This window comes from Nonomuraea sp. B19D2 (genome assembly GCF_040137845.1).
In the GTDB taxonomy this organism is placed as follows: domain Bacteria; phylum Actinomycetota; class Actinomycetes; order Streptosporangiales; family Streptosporangiaceae; genus Nonomuraea.
This window is the reverse complement of sequence record NZ_JBEFAK010000010.1, coordinates 39,428-65,808: the sequence shown is the minus strand read 5'-3', so window position 1 is coordinate 65,808 and position 26,381 is coordinate 39,428. Positions and strand designations below refer to the sequence as shown.

The window sequence follows — 26,381 nt, the reverse complement described above, 5'->3', positions numbered from 1 at the left end:
GCTCAGGCGGGCGGCTTGCGGGCCAGGAGCAGGGCCTGTTGCGTCGGCTCGCTCGTCCCCTCCCCGGGCTCCCGTACGAGCGTGGCGTGCATGACGAGCCCGGCCTTGGTCATCAGCTCGGCGATCTGGTCGGGGCGGCGCCGGTGGAAGTCCAGCGAGATCTCATGTCCGAACGCCTCCGTCCTGTGCCCCGACTCGTCGCCGACCTGGAACACGACCAGCGCGTATGCCCCTGGAGCCAGCACCCGGCAGAACTCGGCGAACACGTCGGGCAGCAGCTCCAGGGGGATGTGGATGATCGAGTAGTTGGCGACGAGGCCGCCCAGCGCCCCGTCGGGCAGGTCGAGGTCGAGCATCGAGCCCTCCTCGAACCGCAGGCCGGGATGCGTCCGCCGGGCCAGCGCGACCATCTCGGGCGACAGGTCCACGCCGAACACGTCCAGCCGGAGGCCGTGCAGGTGCGCGGTGACCTGCCCCGGACCCGAGCCCACGTCCGCCACGGGACCCGAGCCCCGTACGAGCTCCGCGAACGCGGCGAACATCGCCCGGTCCAGCGGCTTGCCCGCCAACTCCGCGCGGAAGAGCCCGGCGTAGTCGGTGGCTATGGCGTCGTATGAGGCGCGGGTGGCGCGCAGGAAGTCCGGCTCGGTCACGACGGATGACCCTAGCCCAGCCGTCAGCCCCGGATGAACGCCAGCAGATCAGTGCTGCGGGATACATCGCCCCGTGTGCCCATCGGTCAGGACATAACCCGACTTCCCGTGTATTGGAACCTTGACGGTCGCCATACCGCTCTTGACGTTCACGGGCAGCGTGAACGCGCGCCGGCGACGCACCGCGAGCACGGAGACGCGCCGGCCGATGCTCGGCCCCTCGTACAGCCAGACCGCCATCTTCCGCCCCTTGGTGCGCACGACGGCCTCGGCCGCCCTGCACTCGTGCGGGACCGCCGCCCAGGTCAGCACGATCTCGCGCCCCGCCCTCGCGGACCGAGGCACCGGCACGCGCTCGTCGCAGGGCGGCTCGACGTGCGCCGCGACGGCACGGGCGGCGGGCGTGGCCGGATGGATGGCGGCCATGGCGATCGTGCCGCCCTCCAGCAGCGCCAGCGCCACGACCGCGGCCACCCGCTCGACGGCGCGACCCCTCACGAGCAGCCACAGGCACAGGGGGCCGAGCACGAGCCAGGCCACGCCCAGGGAGAGGGCCAGCATGAAAGACCTCACACGAAAAGGAGTATGTGACTCTCCGTATTACTACGGCTCCGGAGAGGGTTCGCCCTCATGGATATCACATGACCTCAGCGTTGCCTATCGCATACGCTTCGTGATCAGTAGTGCTGTTTAGCCGATCAACCCACGATGGGCGCCCCCAGGAGGGTGGCGCCCGCGTCCTTCAGCTCCGCCAGCGCCGCCTCCGTCGTCGGCTGGGCCACGCCTGCCGTCAGGTCCAGCAGCACCCGCACCGCCAGCCCGTTACGCGCCGCGTCGAGCGCCGTGGCGCGCACGCAGTGGTCCGTGGCGATCCCCACCACGTCGACCTCGTGCACCCCGCGTTGCCTGAGCCACTCGGCCAGTGACACGCCGTCGCCGGACGTGCCCTCGAAACCGCTGTACGCCGCCGCGTAGGAGCCCTTGCTGAAGACCTCCTCCACGCCCGACACGTCGAACGACGGGTGGAAGTCCGCTCCCGGGGTGCTGGCCACGCAGTGTGGGGGCCACGTCGCGACATAGTCGGGCGAGCCGGAGAAGTGGGCGCCGGGGGAGATGTGATAGTCGCGGGTGGCCACCACGTGGTCATAGCCGTGCTCGGACACGTGACGGGTGATCGCCGCCGCCACCTCCGAGCCCCCCGCCACGGGCAGGCTGCCGCCCTCGCAGAAGTCGTTCTGCACATCGACGATGATCAACGCGGTCCCCATACCCAGCACCATACGTCAGGCGAATTCCGTGGGGATCGCCGCGTACCCCCTGCCGAGGTGGAGGGCCTCCAGGGGGAGGCTGGAGACGGCCTGCGCGTGGCGCTCGCGGGTCGCGGACAGGGGCTCCCTGCCCACGACCTCGCCGTCGCGCACCAGCTCGTGCAGCAGGGGGATGCCGCTCTCGGGGACCAGGCCGCCGGTGGTGATCAGCTCGGTCTCCACGTGGCCCGCCTCGTCCAGCAGCCGGTACGCCTGCTTGCGGCCCCCACGCGACGGCTTGCCCACCGAGCGCTTGGCGACGGCCTCCAGCCTGCCCGTGGCCGTCTCCCGCGCCACCAGCTTGTACACCAGGGCCGCCGTGGGGACGCCTGACCCGGTCACGAGAGAGGTGCCGACGCCGTAGCCGTCCACGGGGGCGGCGGCGAGCGCGGCGATGGCGTACTCGTCCAGGTCGGAGGTGACCAGGATGCGGGTGTTGAAGGCGCCGAGCGCGTCGAGCTGCTCACGCACCTCCTGCGCGGCGGCGGCCAGGTCGCCCGAGTCGATGCGGACCGCGCCCAGGTCGGGCCCGGCCAGCTCGACGGCCGTGCGCACCGCCTCGGCCACGTCGTACGTGTCCACCAGCAGCGTCGTCCCACGGCCGAGCGAGGCGATCTGGGCCTCGAACGCGTCCTTCTCCGAATCGTGCAGCAAGGTGAACGCGTGCGCCGCCGTGCCGGCCGTGGGGACGCCGTACACGTGCCCGGCCATCAGGTTGGAGGTGGAGGCGAACCCGGAGATGTACGCGGCCCGGGCGGCGGCCACGGCGGCGCCCTCGTGCGTGCGGCGCGAGCCCATCTCGATGATCGGCCGCTTGCCCGCGGCGTTGGTCATGCGGGAGGCGGCGGAGGCGATGGCGCAGTCGTGGTTGAGAATCGACAGGGTGAGGGTCTCCAGCAGCACGGCCTCCGCGAAGGTGCCCTCCACGATCATGATGGGAGAGGCGGGGAAGTAGAGGTCTCCCTCGCGGTAGCCGTAGATGTTCCCGGAAAACCGGTAATCGGCCAGAAACGCCAGAGTGGTGTCGTCGACGACGTGGTTCTTGCGCAGATAGGTAAGTTCTTCCTCACTGAAACGGAAGTGTTCCAGCTCGTCCAGGACACGTCCCGTACCAGCGACAACCCCGTAGCGCCGGCCACCTGGTAGATGTCTGGCGAAAACCTCGAAAACGGCGCGTCTGTGTGCGGCCCCACTGCGCAGGGCCGCCTGGAGCATCGTCAGCTCATAGTGATCTGTGAGCAACGCAGTGCTCATGGTCATTGTCACGACTCGAAGACTACGGCCCAGATAGGGCAGACTCGGGGATGTGGGTAGCACCGCTCCAATCGCCGTTGAGCGTCCGTCATCGGACGTCCGACCCGATCTGCCATGGGTGACCATCGTCTGGAACGACCCCGTCAACCTCATGTCCTACGTGACCTATGTCTTCCAAACGGTCTTCGGCTACACGAAGGAGAAGGCCGAGAAACTCATGCTGGACGTTCATCACAAGGGCAAGGCCGTCGTGTCCAGTGGCACGCGGGAAGAGATGGAACGCGATGTGCAGATTCTCCACTCCTACGGCCTGTGGGCGACGCTCCAGCCGGACTCGGTCAAGTAAGGCGGCACGGGTGACATCGGGTTTCTCACCGGGCAAGGGTGGCGGCGTCATCGCGGAGTTCGAGGCCGCCGAGGTCTCGCTCCTGCGCTCGCTCGTCTCGATGATGCTGGGCATCGTGGAGCCGGGGCAGACCAGCGACGACCCGTTGGAGCGGGCGCTGGGCATCGGAGGGGGCGAGGCGCCGTCCGACCCGGTGCTGGCCAGGCTGTTCCCGTCGGCGTACGAGGACGAGCAGGAGTCGGCGGAGTTCCGCCGCTACACCGAGGCCACGCTGCGCGACGGCAAGCGGGCCGACGCCCAGACCGTCTTCGACACCGCCAAGTCGGGCCGCGCCGAGCTCACGCCCGAGCAGGCCCAGGCGTGGCTGCGCTCGCTCAACGACGTGCGCCTCACGCTCGGCACCAAGCTCGACGTGACCGAGGAGGTCCACGACGAGATCGCCATGATGTCCGAGGACGATCCGCGTTATCCGGCCTACGTCACCTACGACTGGCTGACCTACCTCCAGGACAGCCTGGTCCGCGCGCTCTGGTAATTTCCGGGCATGCTGTCGATCTCGCAGGAACTGGTTGACAAGATCGTCGCCCATGCCCGCGCCGACCACCCCGATGAGGCGTGCGGCGTCATCGCGGGCAAGAACGGCGTTCCCGAGCGGTTCATCCCGATGGAGAACGCCGAGCGCTCGCCCACCTTCTACCGCTTCGACTCCATGGAGCAGCTGCGCGTCTGGCGCGAGATGGACGACCGCGACGAGGAGCCCGTCGTGATCTACCACTCCCACACCGCCACCGAGGCGTACCCGTCGCGCACCGACGTGTCCTACGCCTCCGAACCGGACGCCCACTACGTCCTGGTCTCCACGCGGGACGAGGACAAGGTCGAGTTCCGCTCGTACCGGATCCTCGACGGTGTGATTACGGAGGAAGAGGTAAGGTTTCTCCCATGATGGTCAGGCCGGTGCAGAGCTTCCTCTTCGCGCACACTCCGGCTGTCGTCGTGTACGACTGTCGTCCGCGCTGAATCCCCGGAATCCCCACCAAGCCGTCGGTGTTGCTGCCGATGGGACGACCTGACCTGAGGAGACTGAGCGCGATGGCCATCGAAGTTCGCATTCCGACCATCCTGCGTAATTACACCGGCGGCGCCAAGGCCGTCGATGCCGAGGGCGCCACCCTCGAAGAGCTGATCAGCAATCTTGAGTCGCGCCACCCCGGCATCAAGGACCGCCTGGTCGACGAGGGCAGCCTGCGCCGCTTCGTCAACGTCTACCTGAACGACGAGGACGTGCGCTTCCTGGGCGGCCTCGGCACGCCGCTGTCCGACGGCGACACGGTGACCGTGCTGCCTGCCGTCGCCGGCGGGTGACATGCGCTTCGATTCGCTGATCGACTCGGTCGGCCGCACGCCGCTCGTCGGTCTGCCGCGGTTGTCGCCCTCCGCCGACGTGCGGATCTGGGCCAAGCTCGAAGACCGCAACCCGACCGGGTCGATCAAGGACAGGCCCGCCCTCTGGATGATCCAGGAGGCCGAGAAGGACGGCAGGCTCACGCCGGGCTGCACGATCCTCGAGCCCACCAGCGGCAACACCGGCATCTCGCTCGCGATGTCGGCCAAGCTCAAGGGCTACAAGCTGATCTGCGTGATGCCGGAGAACACCTCGGAGGAGCGCCGCCAGCTGCTGCGCATGTGGGGCGCGGAGATCATCTCCTCGCCGGCCGCGGGCGGTTCCAACGAGGCCGTACGCGTGGCCAAGGAGCTGTCGGCCCAGAATCCCTCCTGGGTGATGCTCTACCAGTACGGAAACCCGGCCAACTGGCGCTCACACTACGAGACCACCGGCCCGGAGATCCTAGAGGACCTGCCCACCGTCACCCACTTCGTGGCCGGTCTCGGCACCACGGGGACGCTGATGGGAGTCGGGCGGTTCCTGCGCGAGCGGGTGCCGGGCGTGCAGATCGTCGCGGCCGAGCCGCGTTACGGCGAGCTCGTGTACGGGCTGCGCAACGTGGACGAGGGCTTCATCCCCGAGCTCTACGACGAGTCCGTGTTGACCACCCGCTTCTCCGTGGGCTCGGCCGACGCGCTGCGGCGCACGCGGGAGCTGCTCGCCGCAGAGGGCATCTTCGCCGGGGTCTCGACCGGCGCGGCGCTGCACGCGGCGCTGGGGGTGGCCAAGAAGGCGGTCAAGGCGGACGAGCGCGCCGACATCGTGTTCGTCGTGGCCGACGGCGGCTGGAAATACCTGTCCACGGGTGCCTACGAGGGCACCTTGGATGAGGCGGAAGAGCGCCTCGAAGGCCAGCTCTGGGCCTGAAGCAACGAAGAAGGCGGCCGGTCCGATGACCGGCCGCCTTCTCTTCGCCGTCAGTTGACCAGGACCCGCAGCGAGAACGTCGACTCGGTGTCGGTCACGCTGCCGCTCATCCCGATGGCCCGCAGCACCTGCGCGTTGGCCTTGGCGTCGCCCTGCATGGACTTGAGGTAGAGGTTCTCGATCTTGTCCAGGTCCACGAAGACCGCGTAGTTGGCGTCATCGGCGTTGGCGACCGCCGTCTGGAACGTCTCCGAGTCGCCGAGCGTGCCCTCACCCGCCAGCTGCTTGGCGTACTCGTCCGTCGTCGCGACCGTGAAGACGCCGTCGCCCTTGACCTTGGCGATCTGCGGCCCGCCCTGGCCCCGGGACATCGCCTGCTGGACCTTGTCGACGATGGCCTGCGCCTTGGCCGGGTCGGTGACGACGCGCACGCCGCCCTTGATCTGGTTGCTGCTCAGGCCCTGGCTGTCCACCGCGATCGTGAAGTTCTTGCCCAGGACCGTGGCGAGATCGCCGGGCAGCTGCAGGCCGAGCTGGCTCTGAGCCTGCTGGATGAACTGCTGGACCTGCGCGCCGCCGGTCGCCGCGGCCTGCTTCTGGATCTCAGCCCACTGCTTGGTGACGATCTGGTCGAGACCGGAGACCGACAGGGCGCCCGCCGTGCTGGCGGGCAGCGTGCCCAGCTCGGCCTTGGGCAGGTCACCCTCGGGCGCCGTGCCCTTCATGCCCCGCACGAGACCGGCGAGCTCGACGTACGCGCTGTCGAAGCGCAGCGCGCCGGCCCATCTGGCGTTCTTTATCTGCTCGACGGCGGCGGCCTGCTCGGCCGGGATCTCCTTCTTGGCCAGCTCCATGAGCCCGCCCATGCTGGCCCAGAACGACAGCACGCCCTGCTCGCCGATCGCGCCCATGTCGTCGTTGAACTCGGTGTTGTCAGCCAGGCTGGTGTCGGCCTGCGCGAACTTGTCGGCCAGCTGCTGGGTGGAGCTGATCAGCGCGTAGTCCTCGCGGAAGGCGATGCCGTACTTGTCGCCCTTCATCATCTTGGCGATGCCGGCCTTGGCCTGCGCCTCGTCCTCGACCTGGATGGCCAGCGCGAAGTCGGGCTCCTCCTTGCCTGACGGCACGGCCGCGAAGCCGAGCCTGCTGCCCAGCCAGGGATCGACGTCCTTGGCGAAGTCGAGCTTGGCCTCGTTGCCCTTGTTGAACATGTCGAACACCGCCTTGCGCGGGTCCTCGCCGGTGAAGGAGTCCTTGGTGACCGTGAACTTCCTGGCCAGCTCGAACAGCGCCACCTTCTGGTTCGCGGCCGGGTCCATGTCGAGCCGAACGTAGGCGATCGAGTTGGCGGGCAGGACCTCGTTCGGCTGCGTGCCGCCCCCGCCGATGGCTCCCACGGCCCACACCGCGCCGCCGCCGAGCAGGATCACCGCGAGCGCCCCGGCCGCGGCGATGATCCACGTCTTACGGCCCTTCTTGGCCGGCTCCGCGGGGCCGAAGCCCTCGGGCCCCTGCTGCTGCCAGCCGCCCTGGCCGTGCTGGTCCTGCTGCCAACCCTGCTGTTCCTGCTGCCAGCCCTGGCCCTGCTGCCAACCTTGCTGCTCTTGCTGCCAGCCACCCTGCGCCTGCTGCTGGCCCTGCTGCCAATTCTGCTGGCCCTGCTGGCCGCCCTGGCCGTAAGGGGCGCCGTAGGAAGGCTGCTGCCCGTAGGCCGACTGGGGGCTGTACGGCTGCTGCTGCTGGCCGGAGGACGCCTGCTGCCCGTACGTCTCCTGCTGGCCGTAGGGCTGCTGCTGCGGCGGGTACGGCTGGCCGGAGCTCAGCGGGGGGTTCTCCGGCTGCTGCCCCTGGTTCCAGTTGTACGCCGTGGTCCGGTTAGGATCCTGGCCGTAGGGGGGATTATTCGCAGACATCACTCAACTCACAATGTGGACATTGGACCCCAAAGAAGTTAGCTGATGTTGCTAGACGGGCGCTTGCAATGTGCTGAAGTGATATTCAGACCCGGGTGAGCTCCTTTCTCAGCGTGCTGATGTGGACCTCGCCGCCGCCGTACTCCGCGATGGCCGACCATGGCACGAACGTGCAGCCCGCATAGGCCAGGCGGGACAAAATCCGGGAGAGCCATTCCGGGCGGTCCGCGCGCTCGCGGGTGAGGCCGAGCAGCAGCGGTGCGCGCAGGCTTGAGACGACGAGTCCGTAGACGGTGTGGCTCTGCTGCAGCTCCCCTTTGTGCTTGACCACGCGGATGTCCACCACGTGGCCGACCCACATCCCATTGGAGTCCCAAACGGACTGACCGATGAGTTCGGTGACACTCGACATGATCGAACTTTCTCAGCCGAATCACGTTTTCGCAGGTAGGCGCGCTGATAAGGGGATGCACTAGAGTATGCCACCAGAATAGTGTTCTGGACTTGAGGCAGGCGTGGATGACCAAGTTCGACGAGGCGACGCAGGCGATCAAGGTCGACGAGGGCACGTACGACGTGTGTCTCGATCCCAGGTACGCGATCGGCGGACCGCTCAACGGCGGCTACCTGATGGCCGTGATGCTCCGCGCGGCGGTGGACGCCTCTCCGTTCGAGCACCCGGTGAGCACGACCGCGCAGTTCCTGAAAGCGCCGATCGCAGGCCCCGCGCAGGTCAGGATCGAGCCGCTCAAGGCAGGCAGGACGGCCGCGTTCGCCAGGGCCACACTCGTCCAGGACGGCATGGCGCACATCGAGGGCCTGATCACGACGGCCACGCTGAACGAGGCCGAGCCGGTCTACGAGCAACCGGCGGACGACATGCCCAGCCGTGACGAGTGCGTCAAGCTCCCCGACCCCAAGCCCGAGTCGGGCATGACCCTGAACGCCCAGATGGAGCTGCTCTTCGACCCGCCCACCATCGGCTGGCTGAAGGGCAGGCCGACCGGCAGGCCGGAGTCGCGGGCGTACTTCAGGATGACCGAACCCCAGGACCCGGACCCGTACGTGCTGGCGCTTGCCGTCGACGCGCTGCCGCCCGTGGTGTTCTCCGCGGGCGCGCGGGGCTGGGCGCCGACGGTGGAGCTCACCTGGCACCTGCGCGCGCTGCCCGCGCCCGGCTGGCTCACGCTGCTCGGCAGCGGCCGGCTGATCTCGGACGGCTGGTTCGACGAGGAGGTCGAGGTACGCGACTCCGCCGGCCGTCTCGTGGCCCAGTCGCGCCAGCTGGCCAGGGTCGGGAGAGGCTGACAGCCACGAATGTGAGGATTCTTACGCAGAGTTGATCGCCCAGGTCGCCTACCCTCTAGAGCGTGCCGGACACGAGTATTGGGATCTTCGACAGCGGGGTCGGCGGCCTGACGGTCGCTCGCGCGATCATCGACCAGCTGCCCTACGAGTCGATTACGTATGTGGCCGACACGGCCCGCCAGCCGTACGGGCCGAAACGCATCGCGGAGCTCCGCGCCTACGCCCTGGAGGTGATGGACCACCTCGTCGAGGACGGCGTCAAGATGCTGGTGATCGCGTGCAACAGCGCCAGCTCGGCCGTGCTGCGCGACGCGCGCGAACGCTACGACGTGCCGGTCGTCGAGGTGATCCAGCCCGCCACCAGGCGCGCGGTGCGAGCCACCCGCACCGGCAGGGTCGGCGTGATCGCCACCAGGGCCACCATCGACTCCATGGCCTACCACGACGCCTTCACCGCGGCGCCCGACGTGCTCCTCACCGCCGTGGCCGCCCCACGCCTGGTGGAGTACGTCGAACGAGGGGAGACGATGAGCGACGAGCTCATCGAGGTCGTGCGCGAGTACCTGGAGCCCATCAGGGCCGCGGGCTGCGACACCCTCATCCTCGGCTGCACCCACTACCCGCTGCTCACCGGCGCGATCTCCTACGTCGTGGGTGACGGGGTCACGCTGGTCTCCAGCGCCGAGGAGACGGCCAAGGACGTCTACCGGATCCTGCACGACCGCGATCTGGCGGCGGGAGGCGAGGCCACCCCCCGGCACCGCTTCCTGGCCACCGGCGACTCCCTGCTCTTCGCCCGGCTCGGGCGGCGCTTCCTGGGCCCGGAGATCGACGTGGTCGAAGTCGCACCAGTGGGGGGTACTACCTCTAACGGCCGTGACGCGGAAAAGGAGCCCACATGAAGGTGACCATCGTCGGGTGCTCGGGCAGCTTCCCCGGGCCCGACAGCCCCGCGTCCTGCTACCTCCTCGAGGCGGAGGGGTTCAGGATGTTGCTCGACTTCGGCAGCGGGTCGCTCGGTGCGCTCCAGCGCCACATCGGCCTGTACGACGTGGACGCGGTCTGCCTGTCCCATCTGCATGCCGACCACTGTCTCGACCTGTGCGGCTACCACGTGGTCCGCACGTACGGGCCCGAGGCGCCGTACCCCCTGGTGCCCGTCTACGCGCCCGCCGACGCGCCGGGCCGGCTCTCGGCCGCGTACGGGATGCCGGACGAGCCGGGCATGGAGACCGCCTTCGAGTTCGTGCCGCTGGCGCCGGGCTCCTTCGAGATCGGCCCGTTCACGCTGACCGCGGGGCTGGTCAACCACCCGGTCGAGGCGTACGGCTTCCGCGTGTCCCACGGCGGCAGGTGCGTGGCGTACTCCGGTGACACCGGCGAGTCCGGCGAGCTGGTGAAGCTGGCCGCGGGCGCCGACCTGATGCTGTGCGAGGCGTCGTTCGTCGAGGGCCCAGACCTGCCTCCCGACCTGCACCTGACCGGTCGCCAGGCCGCTGAGCACGCCGCCAAGGCCGGCGTCGGCCGGCTCGTGCTCACTCATCTCGTCCCGTGGAACGACCAGGGCACGGTGCTGGAGCAGGCGGCGGGAGGAGGCTTCACGGGCCCGATCGAGCTGGCCCGCAGCGGCGCGGTTTACGACCTGGCCTGAAGCTCGTTGAAGTCCCGCAGTCGGGGGAGCGGGGAGAACAGCAGCGGAAGGAACGCCAGCAGCCTGCCCGTCATGATCACCCACAGGGCCTCCCGCACGCCGATCTGCTGGGCGAGGAGCCCGCCGAGCAGCGCGCCCAGCGGCATGATTCCCCAGACCATGAACCGCACCGACGCGTTGACCCGGCCCAGAAGGTGCTCGGGGGTCACGGTCTGCCGGTAGGTGACCTGGCCCACGTTCGTCAGTGTCGCGCTCCAAGAGAGCGCCATCGAGGTGATCGCGAAGCACACCACTCGCCAGTCGGCCTGCGTCATGGGTAACAGGAGGCCGAAGGGCGAGGCCACGCTGACGGCCAGCCAGGTCATCCTGGCCGTGCCGTACCGCCTGGACAGCCAGCCGCCGGTTAAGCCGCCGATCAGGCCGCCGATGCCGCCGGTCATGAGCAGCACGCCGACGACGCCGGGGGGCAGCCCGACCTCGTCGGCCAGGAATAAGACCGACAGGCCGAGCACGGCGCTGACGCACAGGTTGACGGCCGCCGTGGAGGCCACGAACATGCGCATCAGCCCGTCCTGCCACACGTACGCGAGGCCTTCTCTGATGCCGCGCACCAGCGAGGTGCGCTCGGTGACCGCGGGAGGCTTGTCGGGCACCTTGATCAAGCCCAGGAAGAGCACCGAGGAGAGCGAGCCGAGCGCGGTGGCCGCCAGCGTGGACGGCGCCCCGAGCAGCTGCACCAGCACGCCCCCGATGCTCGGCCCCGCCAGGAACGCGCCCGAGCGGACGACCTCCAGCTTCGAGTTGCCGTCGCTGAGCTGCCCGGTGCCGACCAGCTCCGGCAGGTACGTCTGGTCGGCCACGTCGTTGAAGACCTGGCTCGCGCCCGCCAGCAGCGCGACCACGAACATCATGCCGATCGACAGCAGCCCCAGCTGGGCCGCCAGCGGGATGCTGCCGAGCAGCAGAAATCTGGCGAAGTCGGTGGCCATCATCACGCGGCGCTTGCGCATCCTGTCGACCCACACCCCCGCGGGCAGGCCGATCAGCAGGAACGCCGTCGTCTGCAGCGCTGAGAGCGCGCCGACCTCCGCCGGGCCGGCGTGCAGCGCGAGCACGGCCACCAGCGGGAGCGCCACTCGTGAGATATTCGCCCCGAGTTCGTCCGCTACATGCGAACTGAGGAACCGGAGGAAGTCAGGGTTTCGCAACACCCCCGTTGTCATTGCGTAAGGATCCATGTGGCGGACACATTTGGTCAAGAGTGTCGTGGCGCGGAGATAGGGTGATCTGCATGTCCAGACAGGATGGCCGCAACCCTGACCAGCTCCGCCCGATTACGGTCACCAGGCATTGGCTGGCTCATGCCGAAGGGTCGGTGCTGGTCGAATTCGGCAACACGCGGGTGTTGTGCGCGGCCTCGGTCCAGGACAGCGTGCCCCGGTGGCGCAGAGGCAGCGGCCAGGGCTGGGTTACGGCCGAATACGCCATGTTGCCCAGGGCGACCAATACTCGCAACGATCGCGAATCGGTCCGCGGCAAAATCGGTGGCAGGACTCACGAGATTTCCCGGTTGATCGGGCGTTCGCTGCGGGCCTGCGTCGATTACAAGGCGCTGGGGGAAAACTCCATCCTGCTCGACTGCGACGTGCTGCAGGCCGACGGCGGCACCAGGACCGCCGCGATCACCGGCGCCTACGTCGCGCTCGCCGACGCCGTCGCCTGGATGCGCGAGCGCCGGATGTGCCCGGGCGACCCGCTGATCGGCTCGGTCGCGGCCGTCTCCGTCGGCGTGGTCGGCTCCGTGCCGATGCTCGACCTCTGCTACACCGAAGACGTGGCCGCGGAGACCGACATGAACGTCGTGATGACCGGAGAGGGCAGCTTCGTCGAGGTGCAGGGGACCGCCGAGGGCGCCCCGTTCGACCGCTCGGCCCTCGACCAGCTCCTCGACCTGGCCGTGACCGGCTGCGAGGAGCTCACGTTGATCCAGCAGGAGGCCCTGGGCTCATGAAGATCGTGCTGGCCACCCGCAACGCGGGCAAGATCGCGGAGCTGCGCCGCATCCTGGCCGGGTTCGACATCGTGGGGCTCGACGAGTTCCCCTCGATCGGTGAGGTCGCCGAGACCGGGCTCACCTTCGAGGAGAACGCGCTGCTCAAGGCGCACGCCGTCGCCCAGGGCTCGGGGCTGCCCGCGGTCGCGGACGACTCGGGGCTCTGCGTCGACGTGCTGGCCGGCATGCCGGGCGTCTTCTCCGCCCGCTGGTCGGGGCGGCACGGCGACGACCAGGCCAACCTCGACCTGCTGCTCGCGCAGGTGTCCGACGTGCCCGCCGGCAAGCTGAGCGCCCACTTCGCCTGCGCCGCCGCGCTGGCGCTGCCGTCGGGGGAGAGCCGGGTGGTGGAGGGCACGCTGCCGGGCCACCTCGTCACCTCGCCGCGGGGGTCCAACGGGTTCGGGTATGACCCGATCTTCGTGCCCGACGGCGAGGAGCGCACGACGGCCGAGATGTCGCCGGATGAGAAGGACGCGATCAGCCACCGGGGGCGGGCCTTCCGCGCGCTGGCGCCCCTCGTGCGGGAGCTGCTCAGCTCGTAACCACCGCGTAAGAACCGCGCGGGGCCGGGCGGCGTAGCGTCGAATCGTGCAGAGTAACTCGGTGGCGCCCGCCTGGGCGCGGGCCCTGATGGGGTTGGTGGCCGGGGGCGTGGCCCTCGGCATCGCACAGCTCGCGGCCGCGTTCGTCGGGCCCGAGACGTCTCCCGCGCTGGCCGTGGGCGATGCGACGGTCGATCTCGCGCCGGCTCCGGTCAAAGAGTTCGCGATCAGGACGTTCGGCGAGAGCGACAAGACGGTCCTCATCGTGGGCGTGGTGCTGGTGGTGCTCGGCGGGGTCGCGCCCCTCATCGGGGTGCTGGCCGTGCGCAGGCTCGCCTACGGCTTCGCGGGGTTGGCCGCGTTCGGGGCGATCGGCCTGCTGGCGGTGCTGACCCGGCCGGACGCCGAGGTGCCGGACGCGCTGCCGACCATCCTCGGGACGGCGGCCGGTGCCTGGACGCTCTGGTGGCTGAGACGGCGAGTGGCGGGCGCTTCGCCCTCGTCAGCCCACGCCACCGGCGATGACCGCAGCGCGGCCGGCGCGGAGCGGCCTGCGGTGATGCTGGCCGGGGCGGACCTGCGAGGGTTCGACCGGCGCCGGTTGCTGACCGGAGCCGCCGGAGGGGCGGCGGTCGCGTTCGGGGGCGCCGTGCTCGGGCAGGTGCTCGGGGATCGGCGGGTGGTGGATGCCGCGCGGGTGAGACTGGCCGTGCCCGAGCCGGCGACTCCGGCCAAGCCCATTCCGGCCGGTGCCGACCTCCGCATCAACGGCTTGTCATCGTTCATCACGAAAAATCAGGACTTCTACAGGGTGGACACCGCGCTCATCGTCCCCCAGGTGGATCCCAACGACTGGAAGCTGCGCATCCACGGCATGGTCGACCGGCCGGTGGAGCTTACGTACGCGGACCTGCTGGGGATGCCGCTCACCGAGGCGGACGTCACGCTCACCTGCGTCTCCAACGAGGTCGGCGGCGAGTACGTCGGCAATGCCCGCTGGCTCGGCGTCCGCATGGCCGAGGTGCTGCGCAAGGCCGGGCTCCAGTCCGGCGCCGACATGCTCCTGTCCACCTCGGCCGACGGCTTCACCTGCGGCACCCCGGTCGACGTGGTCATGGACGGCCGCGAGGCGCTGTTCGCGATCGCGATGAACGGCGAGGCGCTCCCCGTGGACCACGGCTTCCCCGTGCGCCAGGTGGTGCCTGGCCTGTACGGGTACGTGTCGGCCACCAAGTGGGTCGTGGACCTCAAGGTGACCAGGTTCGACCAGGACGAGGCGTACTGGACGCCGCGCGGCTGGGCGGCCAAGGGCCCCATCAAGACCCAGTCCCGGATCGACGTGCCCAAGCCGGGCGATTCCCTGAAGGCGGGGCGCACCACGATCGCCGGGGTGGCGTGGGCCCAGCACACCGGCGTGGACGCCGTGGAGGTACGGGTCGACGGCGGACAGTGGCGGCAGGCGAGACTCGCCCAGGTGCCCGGGCCCGACACCTGGCGGCAGTGGTCGATCGACTGGGACGCCGCTCCCGGGCGGCACACGATCCAGGTGCGGGCGACCGACGCCGCCGGGCGTACCCAGACCGAGCAGGAGGCCCCGCCCGCGCCGGACGGCGCGACCGGCTGGCACACCATTACGGTGCAGGTGGCCTGACCCCACTTGTCCCTGCTTCTGCAGGTACGGCGGGTGGTTCCTGCGGAGAATCTTGCCGACTTCCCCTCCCTGTCACGGTGACGCCTCTACGATCGGTCGTCGAGCATGACAGGAGGCAGGCCGTGTTCCGCGAGCGCAAGCCGAGCGTCCGAGACGGGCACTACAACCCCCTGGTGGCGGAGGGGGTGCGGTGGCTCGACTACGAGCGCGCCGCCGAGACCGGTGCCGTCACCGCGCGGGACGGCACCTCTCCGGAGGTCCCGTCCACCTTGGAGGCCAATCCTGTGTATGACGCTCTCCTGCGTGACGGCGAGTTCCGAGCCGGCCGTCGCGACGCCGATGAGGCGGACTGGTTCGACCGGCCGCACCGGCCGCCCAGGCTCGCCGGCTCCAGGCCGTACGGGGTGCCGGGCGGGCTCGCGCAGCCCGACCCGCAGGTCGAGCGGGACCTCGCCGAGGCGCTGCGGCCAGGCGACCGCTTTCCCGACCCGCGCGGCACCTGGGTGCGGCTGGTCAACGGCGGCGGGCCGGCCGACGACCCGTTCAGGGCCTCCAACGCCGCCGACTGCGCGCTGGCCGTCCTGTCCACCTGGCACGGCGAGCCCGCGACGGCCGCCCCCAGATTTCCCGAGTACGACGGGATCGGCCGGCCCTTGCTGACCGGCGAGCAGGGCAGCCTGGCCAGGATCGAGCAGTGGGTGGGGCAGCGCTTCCAGTACGCGGGGCAGGGGCGGCACGGCTACCCGATGATCGTGCGGCGGCTGCTCGACGCGGGTCACGGGGGGAGCGCCGTCCTCGTGGTGCGCTGGCCCGGCGGCGGCTCCCACGCCTGGAACGCGGTCAACGCCGACGGCGAGGTGATCTGGATCGACGCTCAGCGGGGGCACATGTCCGTCGAGCCGCCGTACACGACGGTGACCGGGGTGTTCTGCGTGATACTCGACCGGCAGGGGCGGCCGCGATGAACCTGGACCAGGCCCGGGCGATAGCCGAGGAGTATTTCAACGGGGTGCGGGCGCACGACGAGGCGGTGCCGGTGGGGGTGTACGGGTTCCACGATGGCTATGTCGCCTGGGTGCGCGATCTCGATCTCGACGATCCGGCGACACTGCCGGAGACGATCGGGGGCGGGTGCATCGTGATCGACCGCGCCACGGGCGAGGTGGTGGCCCGGCCGCTCCTCGACCCGGAGACGATCGCCGATCTCTGGCCCGGCCGCACGCCCCGCTGACGTCCCGCGTGGAGAAGGCCGGGCGTCGCCCCCATGAGACGCCCGACCAACCGTGCTCCCTCTTTCCGCAGATTTCGGTTTTATTCGGTTGCAGGGCTATTCGTGCGGATCAGCCGGTGGCGAGGGAGCCGACGATCGAAGCACGTGCCGCGCGGCGAGCCGGAAGCGCGGCGGCCAGCACCCCGGCCACCCCCGACAGCACCACGAAGAGCCCGATCTGACCGACAGGTACGGAGAAGACGGCGCCGTCCAGCATCGCCCTGATCGCGGCCCAGCCGAAGGCGCCTCCGAGCACGACGCCCACCAGCGCCCCGATCAGCCCGAGCACCAGCGCCTCGATCGACAACATCCGCCGCAGTTGCGGCCTGGTCAGGCCCAGGGCCCGCAGCAGCGCCGACTCCCTGGTCCGCTCGTGGACCGACAGGGAGAGCGTGTTCGCGATGCCCAGCAGCGAGATCAGGATCGCCAGCCCCAGCAGCCCAGTGATGATCATGAGCAGCATGTCCAGCGTCTCGTCGAACTGGCCGCGTACCTCCGTCGAGCTCGTCACCCGCACGGCCGGATAGGCCGCGACGGCGGCGTCCACCACCTTGCGGGCCTGCTCGGGCGGCACGCCGTCGTTGATGTTGACCATGAGGTAGGAGTCGGGCAACGACCCGAAGTACGTGTCGAACGCGGTCTCCGCCACCGTGACGGGCGGCAGCGACGACTGACCCCCGTCGAGCACCGCGACCACCTTCAGCGAGACCGTCCCGGCCTTCGGCGTCTTGAGCGATATCGACTCGCCGAGCCGCATGCCGAGATTGTCGGCCACCGCCGCCTGCCCGGCCCCGAAGCCCTTCATGGAGCCGGTGGTGACGTCCGGGGTGATCGGGCCGCTGAACGTGCCGACCTCGAGCCGCCTGCCTGCGACGGTGGCCTTTGCCTGGCGGATCTGGGCCACGGCCGCCAGCTCGGGCCTGCCGCGCAACTGCGTCGCGACGGACCTGGGGACGACCGGGTCGCGGGACTGGCCGGCCACCATGTAGTCGACCGGGAACTTGTCGTCGAGCTTGGCCGTCATCGTCAGCCTGGTGGAGGCGGTGACCACGGAGATCAGCGTCATGAGCGTCACGCCGATGGTCAGCGCGATGGTGGTGGTCGCGGCCCGTCTCGGGTTGCGCCCCGAGTTGTCCACCGCCAGCCGCCCGGGCACCCCGAACAGCCTGGCCGGGATCCAGCCGATCAGCGCGCTCAGCGGTTTGACCAGCACCGGGCCCAGGATCAACACCCCCAGGAACGTCAGCGCGCCCCCGGCCATCACGACGAAGAGCGAGATCTGCTCGCCGGGCTGGAGCACGAACACGCCCACGCACGTCGTGGCCAGGCCCGCCATCAGGAAGAACGCGGCGAAGAGACCGCGCAGGAGGCCGCCACGGAACCTCTCCTCCTCGACCTGGCTGCGCAGTGCCGCGATCGGCGCGACCCTGGTGGCCGACCTGGCGGGCAGCAGGGCCGCGCACACCGTGACCACCATGCCGACGGCCAGGCCGGCCGCGATCGTGGCGGGGGTCAGCGTGACGGCCGCGTCCGTGGGCAGCGGGGCGTCGAGCGCGCCCAGGACGGCCAGCGTGAGCGAGGCCAGGCCGTACCCGATCACCAGGCCGAGCGCGGAGGCGAGCGCGCCCACCACGGCGGACTCCAGCAGGATCGAGCCGAACACCTGCCCGCGCGTGGCGCCGATGCACCGCAGCAGCGCCATCTCCCTGGTGCGCTGGGCGACGAGGATGTTGAAGGTGTTGTAGATGACCAGCGCGGCCACCATCATCGCCACGACGCCGAACATCAGCAGGCCCAGCGTGAACATGCGGGTGTCCACCCTGGCCGCCTTGGCCAGGTCGTCGGCCAGCTCGCCGCCGGTCTTGACCACGTACGCGCCGCCGATCGCCGCCGCGACGGCCTGCTTCAGCCCGGGAGCCGTGCCCGCGACGTCGATCTCGCGGTAACCCTTCGCGCCGGTCATCCGCTGCGCGGTGGCCGCGGTGAAGCCGACCGCGCCGGTGTAGGAGAGCTCCTGGTCCACGCCCGGGTCGAGCAGGCCGACGAGCTTGAACTGGTGCCGGCGCTGCTTGCCGTCGAGCACGGTGATCGTGTCGCCGAGCCGGAAACCCTGGGCCTTGGCGGTGTTCTCGTCGAGCACGGCGGCCTGGTCGTCGCTGCCCGGACCGGTGCCCGAGACGATGTCGGTGCGGTCGAGCGGGCCACGGATGATGGACAGGGCGGTGGTGGGGGCGTTCCCGGCGGTCTTGCCGTCCTTGCCGAGCACGGGCGCGGCGGCGCGGATCAGGCCCTGCGCCTCGGTCACGCCGTCCAGCGCGCGTATGCGCTCCAGGACCCGCTCGGGCAGCACGGCGTCCGGGCCCTTGGGCAGCACGGCCACGTCCACCTTGCCCGCGTCGGCCGTGACGCGCTGTGCGAACCCGGCCTGCACGGTGTCGTTCAGCACGAACGTGCCCGCGATGAACCCCACGCCGAGCGTGATCGCCAGTGCGGTGAGCAGCAGCCGGAGCTTGTGCGCGCGCAACCCGGCCAGTGCCGTCTTCAGCACCTCACGCCTCCAGCTTCACGAGGGTGTCCAGCACGGTCTGCGGCGTGGGCGCGGTGATCTCGGTGACCAGCTCGCCGTCGCGCAGGAACACCACCCGGTCGGCGTACGAGGCGGCCACCGGGTCGTGCGTGACCATGACGATGGTCTGGGCCAGCTCGCGTACGGAGGTGCGCAGGAAGGACAGGACCTCCGCGCCGCTGCGGGAGTCGAGGTTGCCCGTCGGCTCGTCGGCGAAGATCACCTGCGGCTTGCTGATCAGCGCCCTGGCCACGGCCACGCGCTGCTGCTGGCCGCCGGACAGCTCGCTCGGCTTGTGCGCGAGCCGGTCCTTCAGTCCCACGGTCTCGATGACCCGGTCGAACAGCGGCTGGTCCGCCTGGCGGGCGGCGATGTCCAGCGGCAGCCGGATGTTCTGCTCGGCGGTGAGCGTGGGCAGCAGGTTGAACGCCTGGAAGACGAAGCCGATCCGCTCGCGCCGCAGCAGTGTGAGCTGCCGGTCGCTCAGCCCGGTGAGCTCCACGTCGCCGATGTGCACGGTGCCCGAAGTGGCGATGTCCAGCCCGGCCAGGCAGTGCATCAGCGTGGACTTGCCCGAGCCCGACGGGCCCATGATGGCGGTGAACGCCCCCGTGGCGAAGGACACGTTCACGGCGCGGAGTGCGTGCACCTGGGCGTCGCCCTGGCCGTACACCTTGGTGAGATCTCTGGCCACCACCGCGGGCGGGGCTTGGGTGAGCGTCACATTCATGCGCTTCACGCTAGGAGTGGAAATTTCAGGATTTATGGGTCCTGCGGATGGACTTTGTGTAGGCCGCTGGATGACGCCGATCAGACTTTAGGCCGATGCGACGGCACGATCAGCCCGGCCTCGTACGCGTACACCACCACCTGCGCCCGGTCCCGCAGCCCCAGCTTGGCCAGCACCCGCCCCAGATGTGTCTTCACCGTCGCCTCCGCCACCTCGAGGCCGCCCGCGATCTCGGCGTTGGACAGGCCGCGGGCCACCATGAGCAGCACCTCCCGCTCGCGCGGCGTCAGGTCGGCCCCCGGCACCGGCTCGCCCGTCGGGAGCTGCGCGGCGAACCTGTCCAGCATCCGCCGCAAGGTGCTCGGCGACACCACGGCGTCGCCCGCGTGCACGACCTTGATCGCGTTGATCAGGTCGGCCGTGGGCACGTCCTTCAGCAGGAAGCCGGCCGCACCCGCCTTGACCGCCGCGAACGCGTACTCGTCGAGGTCGAACGTGGTCAGGATCAGCACCTTCGGTCCGTCGACGCGCTTGGTGGCCTCGACGCCGTCCATGTGCGGCATGCGCACGTCCATGAGCACGACGTCCACCTCGGTGGTCTTGAGCTTCTCCAGCGCCGAGAGCCCGTCTCCGGCCTCCGCCACCACCTCGATGTCCGGCTGGGCCGCGAGCACCATCCTGAACCCGGCCCGCAGCAACTCCTGGTCGTCGACGAGCATCACGCGAATCATCCCGGCCGCCTCCTCTACGCCGCGTTGACCATGGGCAGCCTGGCCAGCACCTCGAAGCCGCCGCCCTGGCGGGGACCCGCCGAGACGGCGCCGCCGTACATGCCGACCCGCTCGCGCATGCCGATCAGGCCGTGGCCGTCGGGGCTCCTGGGCGCCGCCGCGCCCCTGCCGTCGTCGGTCACGCGTACGACCAGCTCTGGGCCGTTGTAGTCGATCTCCACGACCGCCCGCACGCCGGGGCCGCCGTGTTTGAGGGCGTTCGTCAGGGCCTCCTGGACGATGCGGTAGACCGCGAGCTGCTGGCCCTCGGGCAGCTCGCGCGGGACCCCGCCGACCTCCAGCCGGGCGGGCACGGCCGAGCCGCGCACCAGCTCTTCGAGCTGGCCGAGGCCGGGCTGCGGGGTGTAGTCGATGATCGCCGCCTCGTCCTCGCGCAGGACGCCGACGAGCCTGCGCATCTCGGCCAGGGCCGCGCGGCCCGTCTTGGAGATGGCCCGGACGGCCAGGCGCGCCTGCTCGGGATCGCTGTCGAGGGCGTAGCCCGCGCCGTCGGCCTGCACCACCATCACGCTGACGTTGTGTGCCACGACGTCGTGCAACTCCCTGGCGATCCTCGCGCGCTCGGCCGCCGCCGCCATCCTCGCCTGCTGGTCGCGCTCGCGTTCGGCCCGCTCGGCGCGCTCCTCCAGCCCTTCGAGGTATCGCCTGCGCGTGTTGGCGTACAGGCCGGTCAGCCAGACCGTCACCACGAAGATCGAGCCGCTGAAGAACATACCGAACGTTGGCGTCTCCCAGTTGACCAGCGCCAGGAACACCCCCAGCTCCGCCACCAGGCACGCGGCCAGCGCCCAGCGGAACGAGCACTGGTAGGCCACCGCCCAGAGCGCGATCAGCACCGCGAGGTTGGCGGGCAGCGGAGCGACGTCCGCCAACCACTGCCCGAAGCTGACCAGCGCGACGACGGCGAACGAGGCGATCGGCCGCTCACGCCACAGCAGCGGCAGCAGCAGCGCCGCCGACAGGCCCAGGTATCCGGCCACGCCGAGGTGCGTGCTGGTCAGTGGAGGGTCGATGGTCGCGTACGGGATCGCCAGGAAGCCGCACAGCGCGGCGAGCGGCCCCGCCCGGAGGGCGGCCGCCAGCTTCTCATGGCGTCTTGACCACGCCCGTACGCTGCCGAACACACCATCACGATATGTACCTCCACGTGACCCTTGTTCCGCCTGGAGGTGGAAGTGCGCCTACGACCCAGGTCTTACATGGCACGGGGCCAGCCTGGGTCTTACGCCGGTCTTACGGGGATTTGGGCATCCTGGTTCCTGGGAGCGCCCCTCTAGCGGGCGAGTAAAGGGAGATCGTGATGGCGGATCATGATCGCGAAGCCGGGTCGCGCGGTGAAGAGGAAGCACCGCGCGACCCTGCCCCCGCGGAGGAGACCGAAGAGCTGCACCAGCCCCGTGCGGAGGGGCGGAGCAGACTGAGGTACGGCGAGCCCCCGCCGGGTCCCGGAATCCCGCCCACCATGCTCTCGGCGTCGCCCTCGCCTCCAGGGTCCTACCGTGACTTCTTCCGGCAGAAGCAGGCCCAGATCCTCGGCGCCGGCCTGATCGGCCTCGTGCTCGGCGGCCTGCTCGGCGGCGGTGCCGTGGCCGCGATCAGCAACTTCACGCACCGGGACGAGGTGCGCGGGGGCGCGTACTGGAACCCGGGCCGGATGCACCACCGTCACCTGGTGCCCGCGCCCGACCCCCTGCCGACCAGCACCGGCTAGGCCGAGCTAGCGGCGGACATGCAGGCGGACGACGGTGCCGGCGTCGTCGTTGCGGATCTCCCGGCGGATCCTGCCGACGATCTCCTGGTCCAGCTTGCTCACCACCGCCCCCACATCCGCGGCCGCCGGGCAGGTCAGGCCGATGCGCAGGCCGTCCTCGCCGACCCGTACGTGCGCCCTGCCCAGCCCCTCCACGTTCTTCAGCCCAACGAACAGCATGGCGGTGCCCGTGCCGTTCGGCACGGGGCGGCGGCCCCAGCCGAGGCTGAGCAGCAGCCAGCGGAGCGAGATCAGGGACAGCAGCACCAGGCCCAGGGCCAGCGACCACAGGGTCCAGGGCTCGTCGAGTGTCCTGCGGACCTGGGCGGGCAGGACCTTGGCGGTGGCCGGCAGGTCGAAGAAGCGGTCGTGGCCGCGGAGCCAGGCGTAGGCGCCCAGGCCGAGCAGCGTCCCGCCCACGACGGCCAGGCCTATGCGGTTGCCCGCGTACTGCCGCATCTACCGCCCCTTCCTGCGTAGCCGGACCACGACCTCGCCCGTGCCGAGCGTGCCCACGCCCGCCAGCCGGTCACCCACCGCCGTGCCGATCTGCCTGAGCATGGAGCCCGAGCTCTCCGCCTGCGTCACGATCGTCACCTCGATGGTGCGGCGGCGCAGCCGTACCTGGGCCTTGTTCACCCCCGCCACCTGCTGGGCGGCCGCGCGCAGGGTGCGACGCAGGCCCGAGCGGGTGATGCCGATGACGATCAGCGGGTCGGACGTCTCCACCGGTACCAGCCCGGAACGGCCCGGCACGATCGCCAGCAGCAGCATCAGCGTGCCCGCCCCTACCATGACCAGAGCGGCGGTGGACAGCTGCGGCCAGTTGGTCTTGCCCGCGAGGTCGACGAGCTCGTTCACGGGGACCCAGCCGAGCGGGTGGCCGATCAGCCCCGACACCACCTCGGTCGCCGCCGCCCCCAACCCGGCGGCCAGCGCGAGCGCGACGAAGGCTCCAGGGAGGGTACGCGCCGGCCTGAGCGCCATTCTCGCCCTGCGCAGCCCGGTCTGCCGCGTCGTGACGGCGGCGCCGGGCACTGTCTGCTGAAGCGTGGTCATCACAACGACAGACGTACATGGGTGCCGCGTGGCCGGAACCGCGCCCTCGCCGCCCGTTTGCCCGAACATTACGGGGACAGGCCCTAATGTGAACGGCGCTCATATTCATTTGCCGGATATGCCGTTACCCTGCTCATATGGACGATCGCCAGCGCTACGACCGTGCCACAGCGGTCCTCGAACCGCCGCTCGCGATCCTCGACCTGGCGGCCATGCGCGCCAACGCGGCGGATCTGGTACGGCGGGCGGCGGGCAAGCCGATCCGGGTGGCGAGCAAGTCGGTACGCAGCCGCCCCGTGCTCGAGCGCATCCTGGCCATGGACGGCTTCCAGGGCGTCATGGCCTTCACCCTCCCCGAGGCCCTGTGGCTGGCCTCGCACGGCTTCACCGACATCCTGGTGGCGTACCCGACGGCCGACCGGCACGCGCTCGCCGAGCTGGCCGGGAACGCCGACGCGGCCGGGCACGTCACCGTGACCATCGACTCGCTCGCCCATCTGGACTTCATCGAGGCGGCCGTGGCGGGGGTGCGCCAGCGGGCCGAGATCCGGATATGTATCGACATCGACGCGGGATATGTCGCCTTCGGCGGGAAATTTCGGGCTGGGGCTCTCCGCTCGCCCATCCGCGAGCCGGAGGAGGCCGCCGACCTGGCCGCCGCCATCGCCAAGCGCCCCGGGTTCAGGCTGGCCGGGCTGATGGCGTACGAGGCACAGATCGCCGGAGTCGGCGACGACCCGCCCGCGAACGCCGCCTACACCCGCGCCATCCGCATCATGCAGGCCCGCTCCGCCCGGGACCTCATCTTCAGGCGCGGCCGCATCGTGAACGCCGTCCGCCAGATCGCCGACCTCGAGTTCGTCAACGGCGGCGGAACCGGATCGGTCGAGCGCACCGTGCGTGAGAAGGCCATCACGGAGGTGGCGGCCGGATCGGGCTTCTTCCATCCGAGGCTGTTCGACTTCTACCGTCACTTCACCGGCCACCCGGCCGCGCTGTTCGCCCTGCCGGTGGTCCGCCGCCCGGCCCCGAACACGGTGACCGTGCTGGGCGGCGGCTACCTGGCCTCGGGCGCTCCAGGGCCGAGCCGCCTGCCCCAGCCGTACCTGCCCGCCGGGCTCCGCTACGCCCCCGACGAGGGGGCGGGCGAGGTGCAGACCCCGCTGCTCGGCCAGGCCGCCGAGGACCTGCGGATCGGGGACAGGGTGTGGTTCAGGCACGCCAAGGCGGGCGAGATGTGCGAGCGCTTCGACACGCTCCACCTCATCGACGGCGACACCCTGGTGGAGTCGGTGCCCACGTACCGGGGCGAGGGCCGGACCTTCCTCTGAACGCCCCGGCCCCCGGGCTCAGCGGCGCTTGCGGCGGCGCCAGAGCACGATGGCCGCCCCCACGACCAGCACGGCCCCGACCCCGATCAGCACCGGCGCCAGGTCGGGCCGCTCCTCCTCCCACACCTGGTCGGTGTCGTCGCCGTACACGGCCGGCCGCGACGTCACGCCCAGGGCGTCGCCCACGGACACCACGAAGTTCGTGGCCCGGCTCTTGACGTCGGACACCGTGCGCTCGGCCACCCGCTTGGGGCTCACCCGGTCGGCAATGGCGTCAACCGTCTGCGCCAACTCCGCGCGCGTCCGCGCGATCCGCCGCTCCAGCTCGTCGGGATCGGTGTCAGCCATGTCTCTCCTCTCGACCGTACGCGGGGCCGCGCCCGCTCCGCGTGCCGTGCGAGCTCCGTCCGTTCTGGTCGTGATCAGTCTGTCAGGTCGCCACGCCGTACGGCACGGTGGCCGGGCCGGTAGGTTGGCGGAAAGGAACTCAGGAGGGCACATTGACCGACACCAAGCTCGCGCCCGGCGACGCCGCGCCCGAGTTCACGCTACCCGCCGCCGACGGCACCACCGTCTCCCTTGACGCCTACCGTGGCAAGCGGGTGATCCTCTATTTCTACCCCGCCGCGATGACGCCCGGCTGCACCAAGCAGGCCTGCGACTTCCGCGACAGCCTCGACCAGCTGGCCGCCGAGGGTTTCGTCGTCCTCGGCGTGTCGAAGGACAAGCTGGCCAAGCTGGTCAAGTTCGCCGAGCGTGACGCCGTGACCTTCCCGCTGCTGTCCGACCCCGAGCTGGCCGTCCACCAGGCGTACGGGGCGTACGGCACGAAGAAGCTCTATGGCAAGGAGGTCGTGGGGGTCATCCGCTCGACGTTCGTCATCGACGCGGACGGGAAGGTGGAGCAGGCGCTCTACAACGTGAAGGCCACCGGGCATGTGGCGGCGTTGAAGAAGAAGCTCGGCCTGAGCTGACCGCCACCCGCGGGCCCTCCGCCGAGGGCCCGGGCTGCCTTCGGAGGGGCAGCTGACACACGCTCCCTCACGCCCATTCGGAGCGCTAAACTATGTGCGGCCCGCTTTGGCGGGGGCTGCGCGGGCGTGGCGAAATGGCATACGCGGCAGGTTTAGGTCCTGTTGGTGGAGACACCGTGGGGGTTCGAGTCCCCCCGCCCGCACACCACGTGCTCGCCCTGCTCCGTCCGGCAAATGTGTCGCTGTTTGCGACCGGCGGTTTCGCTCGGGATTTCGGGCGCGGCGAACGGTAAAAATAGCTGGTGTTGATGCCGAGTTCGGTTATTTCCAGCCCCAGTCCGGCCCGGCAGTTTTTTCGGGTCTCCGGCTTTCGCTGTGGACCATGTGCCAGCTATTCGTAGTGATATCGGGCCTGCAGGATGACGATCTCGTCGTTCGCGGCGAGATATACCAGGCGATGCTCGTCGGTGATGCGCCGCGACCACGCACCCGCCAGTGCGTATTTAAGCGGCTCCGGCTTGCCGATGCCCTCGTAGGGATCGCGCAGGGTGTCTTCGATAAGCCTATTGATCCGTTTGAGGATCTGCCGGTCGGCCGTCTGCCAGTGGACGTAGTCCTCCCAGCCCTGGCTGGTGAATGAGACCTTCACCCCGCAGCCTCGTCGTCCAGCAGTTCATGCCGTTCGTGACGCCCTCCGACCGCTTCCTGGTAGGACTCGATCAACCGACGTGCGTTGACGGGAGAGCGGAGAAGATAGGCCGTTTCCTGGAGCGCTTCGTATTCCTCTGCGGCCACAAGGTAGGCGTTACCGCTCTTGGACACGATTTCCACGGCGGTGCGGTCGTTGTTGACCTCTTCGATGAGAGGGAACAGTCGACGGCGGGCTTCGCTGGCAGTAATGGACACGGCCCCTCC

General features: G+C 70.0%; 32 protein-coding genes and 1 tRNA gene. 17 read left to right on the top strand and 16 right to left on the bottom strand.

All coding sequences use genetic code 11. The features are described 5' to 3' along the window. Positions 1-2: 2 nt before the first annotated feature. The 4 genes from ABN273_RS20095 to ABN273_RS20080 form a co-directional block, all read right to left on the bottom strand. The gene (locus ABN273_RS20095; protein ID WP_349450455.1) at positions 3-653 is read right to left on the bottom strand and encodes a class I SAM-dependent DNA methyltransferase; all 651 of its coding nucleotides are present in this window, start codon (positions 651-653) and stop codon (positions 3-5) included. A gap of 48 nt (positions 654-701) precedes the next feature. Continuing rightward, entirely contained in the window at positions 702-1,226 is a 525-nt protein-coding gene (locus tag ABN273_RS20090) for a hypothetical protein (protein WP_349450454.1), read from the bottom strand. Between the two features lie 125 nt (positions 1,227-1,351). After that, positions 1,352-1,921 carry a nicotinamidase gene (locus ABN273_RS20085; protein ID WP_349450453.1) on the bottom strand — a complete coding sequence of 190 codons (570 nt, stop codon included), beginning with the start codon at positions 1,919-1,921 and terminating at the stop codon, positions 1,352-1,354. A gap of 15 nt (positions 1,922-1,936) precedes the next feature. Then, a complete protein-coding gene (locus tag ABN273_RS20080; protein ID WP_349450664.1) occupies positions 1,937-3,220 on the bottom strand; it encodes a nicotinate phosphoribosyltransferase in 1,284 nt (427 codons plus the stop codon). Positions 3,221-3,266: 46 nt separating this feature from the next. Between ABN273_RS20080 and clpS the strand changes: the two genes are divergently transcribed. The 5 genes from clpS (at position 3,267) to ABN273_RS20055 (ending at position 5,874) form a co-directional block, all read left to right on the top strand. Then, complete coding sequence (gene clpS / locus ABN273_RS20075; protein ID WP_090935661.1) at positions 3,267-3,560, top strand: ATP-dependent Clp protease adapter ClpS; 294 nt, start codon at positions 3,267-3,269, stop codon at positions 3,558-3,560. Between the two features lie 10 nt (positions 3,561-3,570). After that, positions 3,571-4,095 (top strand): DUF2017 domain-containing protein, encoded by a 525-nt coding sequence (locus ABN273_RS20070; protein ID WP_344987029.1) that lies wholly within the window; start codon positions 3,571-3,573, stop codon positions 4,093-4,095. Positions 4,096-4,104: 9 nt separating this feature from the next. Next, positions 4,105-4,506: a M67 family metallopeptidase gene (locus ABN273_RS20065; protein WP_349450452.1), complete on the top strand. Its 402-nt coding sequence runs from the start codon at positions 4,105-4,107 to the stop codon at positions 4,504-4,506. A gap of 146 nt (positions 4,507-4,652) precedes the next feature. Further along, positions 4,653-4,925, top strand: a complete 273-nt coding sequence (locus tag ABN273_RS20060) for a MoaD/ThiS family protein (RefSeq protein WP_349450451.1) — start codon at positions 4,653-4,655, stop codon at positions 4,923-4,925. Position 4,926: 1 nt separating this feature from the next. Continuing rightward, the gene (locus tag ABN273_RS20055) at positions 4,927-5,874 is read left to right on the top strand and encodes a PLP-dependent cysteine synthase family protein (protein ID WP_349450450.1); all 948 of its coding nucleotides are present in this window, start codon (positions 4,927-4,929) and stop codon (positions 5,872-5,874) included. 50 nt (positions 5,875-5,924) lie between these two features. Here the strand turns inward: ABN273_RS20055 and ABN273_RS20050 are convergent, their stop codons facing one another. Beyond that, entirely contained in the window at positions 5,925-7,787 is a 1,863-nt protein-coding gene (locus ABN273_RS20050; protein ID WP_349450663.1) for a hypothetical protein, read from the bottom strand. Positions 7,788-7,872: 85 nt separating this feature from the next. Then, the gene (locus ABN273_RS20045) at positions 7,873-8,199 is read right to left on the bottom strand and encodes a hypothetical protein (RefSeq protein ID WP_349450449.1); all 327 of its coding nucleotides are present in this window, start codon (positions 8,197-8,199) and stop codon (positions 7,873-7,875) included. A 107-nt stretch (positions 8,200-8,306) separates the two neighbouring features. Between ABN273_RS20045 and ABN273_RS20040 the strand changes: the two genes are divergently transcribed. The 3 genes from ABN273_RS20040 (at position 8,307) to ABN273_RS20030 (ending at position 10,746) form a co-directional block, all read left to right on the top strand. Then, positions 8,307-9,095: a thioesterase family protein gene (locus tag ABN273_RS20040; RefSeq protein WP_349450448.1), complete on the top strand. Its 789-nt coding sequence runs from the start codon at positions 8,307-8,309 to the stop codon at positions 9,093-9,095. A 62-nt stretch (positions 9,096-9,157) separates the two neighbouring features. After that, positions 9,158-9,997 carry a glutamate racemase gene (murI, locus tag ABN273_RS20035; protein WP_349450447.1) on the top strand — a complete coding sequence of 280 codons (840 nt, stop codon included), beginning with the start codon at positions 9,158-9,160 and terminating at the stop codon, positions 9,995-9,997. Beyond that, entirely contained in the window at positions 9,994-10,746 is a 753-nt protein-coding gene (locus ABN273_RS20030) for an MBL fold metallo-hydrolase (RefSeq protein WP_349450446.1), read from the top strand. The genes murI and ABN273_RS20030 overlap by 4 nt, the downstream gene beginning before the upstream one ends. Here ABN273_RS20030 and ABN273_RS20025 read toward each other — a convergent pair. Next, positions 10,731-11,969, bottom strand: a complete 1,239-nt coding sequence (locus tag ABN273_RS20025) for an MFS transporter (protein ID WP_349450445.1) — start codon at positions 11,967-11,969, stop codon at positions 10,731-10,733. The genes ABN273_RS20030 and ABN273_RS20025 overlap by 16 nt on opposite strands. Positions 11,970-12,037: 68 nt before the next feature. Here ABN273_RS20025 and rph point away from each other — a divergent pair, with 68 nt between their 5' ends. The 5 genes from rph to ABN273_RS20000 all read left to right on the top strand — a co-directional run bounded on the left by rph (position 12,038) and on the right by ABN273_RS20000 (position 16,226). Next, positions 12,038-12,757 carry a ribonuclease PH gene (gene rph, locus ABN273_RS20020; RefSeq protein WP_349450444.1) on the top strand — a complete coding sequence of 240 codons (720 nt, stop codon included), beginning with the start codon at positions 12,038-12,040 and terminating at the stop codon, positions 12,755-12,757. Then, a complete protein-coding gene (gene rdgB / locus ABN273_RS20015) occupies positions 12,754-13,344 on the top strand; it encodes an RdgB/HAM1 family non-canonical purine NTP pyrophosphatase (protein ID WP_349450443.1) in 591 nt (196 codons plus the stop codon). Before rph ends, rdgB begins: the two co-directional genes overlap by 4 nt. Before the next feature lie 46 nt (positions 13,345-13,390). Beyond that, complete coding sequence (locus ABN273_RS20010; protein WP_349450442.1) at positions 13,391-14,995, top strand: molybdopterin-dependent oxidoreductase; 1,605 nt, start codon at positions 13,391-13,393, stop codon at positions 14,993-14,995. A 77-nt stretch (positions 14,996-15,072) separates the two neighbouring features. Next, positions 15,073-15,960, top strand: coding sequence for a toxin glutamine deamidase domain-containing protein (locus ABN273_RS20005; protein WP_349450441.1), 888 nt, complete (start codon positions 15,073-15,075; stop codon positions 15,958-15,960). After that, on the top strand, positions 15,957-16,226 hold the full coding sequence (locus tag ABN273_RS20000; RefSeq protein WP_349450440.1) for an SUKH-4 family immunity protein: 270 nt from the start codon (positions 15,957-15,959) through the stop codon (positions 16,224-16,226). The genes ABN273_RS20005 and ABN273_RS20000 overlap by 4 nt, the downstream gene beginning before the upstream one ends. A 109-nt stretch (positions 16,227-16,335) precedes the next feature. Here the strand turns inward: ABN273_RS20000 and ABN273_RS19995 are convergent, their stop codons facing one another. The 4 genes from ABN273_RS19995 to ABN273_RS19980 all read right to left on the bottom strand — a co-directional run bounded on the left by ABN273_RS19995 (position 16,336) and on the right by ABN273_RS19980 (position 21,476). Beyond that, on the bottom strand, positions 16,336-18,813 hold the full coding sequence (locus tag ABN273_RS19995) for an ABC transporter permease (RefSeq protein WP_349450439.1): 2,478 nt from the start codon (positions 18,811-18,813) through the stop codon (positions 16,336-16,338). Position 18,814: 1 nt separating this feature from the next. Beyond that, positions 18,815-19,561 (bottom strand): ABC transporter ATP-binding protein, encoded by a 747-nt coding sequence (locus tag ABN273_RS19990; protein ID WP_349450438.1) that lies wholly within the window; start codon positions 19,559-19,561, stop codon positions 18,815-18,817. Positions 19,562-19,641: 80 nt separating this feature from the next. After that, entirely contained in the window at positions 19,642-20,292 is a 651-nt protein-coding gene (locus tag ABN273_RS19985) for a response regulator (RefSeq protein WP_349450437.1), read from the bottom strand. Positions 20,293-20,306: 14 nt separating this feature from the next. After that, positions 20,307-21,476 (bottom strand): sensor histidine kinase, encoded by a 1,170-nt coding sequence (locus tag ABN273_RS19980; protein WP_349450436.1) that lies wholly within the window; start codon positions 21,474-21,476, stop codon positions 20,307-20,309. 176 nt (positions 21,477-21,652) lie between these two features. Here ABN273_RS19980 and ABN273_RS19975 point away from each other — a divergent pair, with 176 nt between their 5' ends. After that, positions 21,653-22,063 carry a hypothetical protein gene (locus tag ABN273_RS19975; RefSeq protein ID WP_349450435.1) on the top strand — a complete coding sequence of 137 codons (411 nt, stop codon included), beginning with the start codon at positions 21,653-21,655 and terminating at the stop codon, positions 22,061-22,063. Positions 22,064-22,069: 6 nt separating this feature from the next. Here ABN273_RS19975 and ABN273_RS19970 read toward each other — a convergent pair whose 3' ends face one another. Together ABN273_RS19970 and ABN273_RS19965 are read right to left on the bottom strand one after the other, a co-directional pair. Beyond that, positions 22,070-22,561, bottom strand: coding sequence for a hypothetical protein (locus tag ABN273_RS19970; RefSeq protein ID WP_349450434.1), 492 nt, complete (start codon positions 22,559-22,561; stop codon positions 22,070-22,072). Then, a complete protein-coding gene (locus tag ABN273_RS19965) occupies positions 22,562-23,161 on the bottom strand; it encodes a DUF6286 domain-containing protein (RefSeq protein WP_349450433.1) in 600 nt (199 codons plus the stop codon). 137 nt (positions 23,162-23,298) lie between these two features. Between ABN273_RS19965 and ABN273_RS19960 the strand changes: the two genes are divergently transcribed. Continuing rightward, positions 23,299-24,492 (top strand): amino acid deaminase/aldolase, encoded by a 1,194-nt coding sequence (locus tag ABN273_RS19960; protein WP_349450432.1) that lies wholly within the window; start codon positions 23,299-23,301, stop codon positions 24,490-24,492. An 18-nt stretch (positions 24,493-24,510) separates the two neighbouring features. Here the strand turns inward: ABN273_RS19960 and ABN273_RS19955 are convergent, their stop codons facing one another. Continuing rightward, positions 24,511-24,840, bottom strand: coding sequence for a DUF3618 domain-containing protein (locus ABN273_RS19955; RefSeq protein WP_349450431.1), 330 nt, complete (start codon positions 24,838-24,840; stop codon positions 24,511-24,513). A 152-nt stretch (positions 24,841-24,992) separates the two neighbouring features. Between ABN273_RS19955 and bcp the strand changes: the two genes are divergently transcribed. Further along, positions 24,993-25,466 carry a thioredoxin-dependent thiol peroxidase gene (gene bcp / locus ABN273_RS19950; protein ID WP_349450430.1) on the top strand — a complete coding sequence of 158 codons (474 nt, stop codon included), beginning with the start codon at positions 24,993-24,995 and terminating at the stop codon, positions 25,464-25,466. A gap of 120 nt (positions 25,467-25,586) precedes the next feature. Continuing rightward, positions 25,587-25,669 (top strand) — tRNA-Leu (locus ABN273_RS19945). Between the two features lie 188 nt (positions 25,670-25,857). On the opposite strand, the gene ABN273_RS19940 is transcribed toward ABN273_RS19945, so the two are convergent. Both ABN273_RS19940 and ABN273_RS19935 read right to left on the bottom strand, forming a co-directional pair. Further along, positions 25,858-26,115: a Txe/YoeB family addiction module toxin gene (locus ABN273_RS19940; protein WP_349450429.1), complete on the bottom strand. Its 258-nt coding sequence runs from the start codon at positions 26,113-26,115 to the stop codon at positions 25,858-25,860. Further along, positions 26,112-26,372 carry a type II toxin-antitoxin system Phd/YefM family antitoxin gene (locus ABN273_RS19935; RefSeq protein ID WP_349450428.1) on the bottom strand — a complete coding sequence of 87 codons (261 nt, stop codon included), beginning with the start codon at positions 26,370-26,372 and terminating at the stop codon, positions 26,112-26,114. The genes ABN273_RS19940 and ABN273_RS19935 overlap by 4 nt, the downstream gene beginning before the upstream one ends. Between the last annotated feature and the right edge of the window lie 9 nt (positions 26,373-26,381).

Excerpts from the sequence above, each read along its gene's own strand:
- rdgB (WP_349450443.1), top strand. The coding sequence starts at position 12,754 with ATGAAGATCGTGCTGGCCACCCGCAACGCGGGCAAGATCGCGGAGCTG.
- ABN273_RS19960 (WP_349450432.1), top strand. The coding sequence starts at position 23,299 with ATGGACGATCGCCAGCGCTACGACCGTGCCACAGCGGTCCTCGAACCG.
- ABN273_RS19955 (WP_349450431.1), bottom strand. The coding sequence starts at position 24,840 with ATGGCTGACACCGATCCCGACGAGCTGGAGCGGCGGATCGCGCGGACG.
- ABN273_RS20000 (WP_349450440.1), top strand. The coding sequence starts at position 15,957 with ATGAACCTGGACCAGGCCCGGGCGATAGCCGAGGAGTATTTCAACGGG.
- ABN273_RS19975 (WP_349450435.1), top strand. The coding sequence starts at position 21,653 with ATGGCGGATCATGATCGCGAAGCCGGGTCGCGCGGTGAAGAGGAAGCA.
- ABN273_RS19990 (WP_349450438.1), bottom strand. The coding sequence starts at position 19,561 with ATGAATGTGACGCTCACCCAAGCCCCGCCCGCGGTGGTGGCCAGAGAT.
- ABN273_RS20065 (WP_349450452.1), top strand. The coding sequence starts at position 4,105 with ATGCTGTCGATCTCGCAGGAACTGGTTGACAAGATCGTCGCCCATGCC.
- ABN273_RS19965 (WP_349450433.1), bottom strand. The coding sequence starts at position 23,161 with ATGACCACGCTTCAGCAGACAGTGCCCGGCGCCGCCGTCACGACGCGG.
- ABN273_RS20030 (WP_349450446.1), top strand. The coding sequence starts at position 9,994 with ATGAAGGTGACCATCGTCGGGTGCTCGGGCAGCTTCCCCGGGCCCGAC.
- ABN273_RS20060 (WP_349450451.1), top strand. The coding sequence starts at position 4,653 with ATGGCCATCGAAGTTCGCATTCCGACCATCCTGCGTAATTACACCGGC.
- ABN273_RS20080 (WP_349450664.1), bottom strand. The coding sequence starts at position 3,220 with ATGACCATGAGCACTGCGTTGCTCACAGATCACTATGAGCTGACGATG.
- ABN273_RS20055 (WP_349450450.1), top strand. The coding sequence starts at position 4,927 with ATGCGCTTCGATTCGCTGATCGACTCGGTCGGCCGCACGCCGCTCGTC.
- ABN273_RS20040 (WP_349450448.1), top strand. The coding sequence starts at position 8,307 with ATGACCAAGTTCGACGAGGCGACGCAGGCGATCAAGGTCGACGAGGGC.
- ABN273_RS20025 (WP_349450445.1), bottom strand. The coding sequence starts at position 11,969 with ATGACAACGGGGGTGTTGCGAAACCCTGACTTCCTCCGGTTCCTCAGT.
- ABN273_RS20085 (WP_349450453.1), bottom strand. The coding sequence starts at position 1,921 with ATGGGGACCGCGTTGATCATCGTCGATGTGCAGAACGACTTCTGCGAG.
- ABN273_RS19985 (WP_349450437.1), bottom strand. The coding sequence starts at position 20,292 with ATGATTCGCGTGATGCTCGTCGACGACCAGGAGTTGCTGCGGGCCGGG.
- ABN273_RS20045 (WP_349450449.1), bottom strand. The coding sequence starts at position 8,199 with ATGTCGAGTGTCACCGAACTCATCGGTCAGTCCGTTTGGGACTCCAAT.
- ABN273_RS19970 (WP_349450434.1), bottom strand. The coding sequence starts at position 22,561 with ATGCGGCAGTACGCGGGCAACCGCATAGGCCTGGCCGTCGTGGGCGGG.
- ABN273_RS20050 (WP_349450663.1), bottom strand. The coding sequence starts at position 7,787 with ATGTCTGCGAATAATCCCCCCTACGGCCAGGATCCTAACCGGACCACG.
- rph (WP_349450444.1), top strand. The coding sequence starts at position 12,038 with ATGTCCAGACAGGATGGCCGCAACCCTGACCAGCTCCGCCCGATTACG.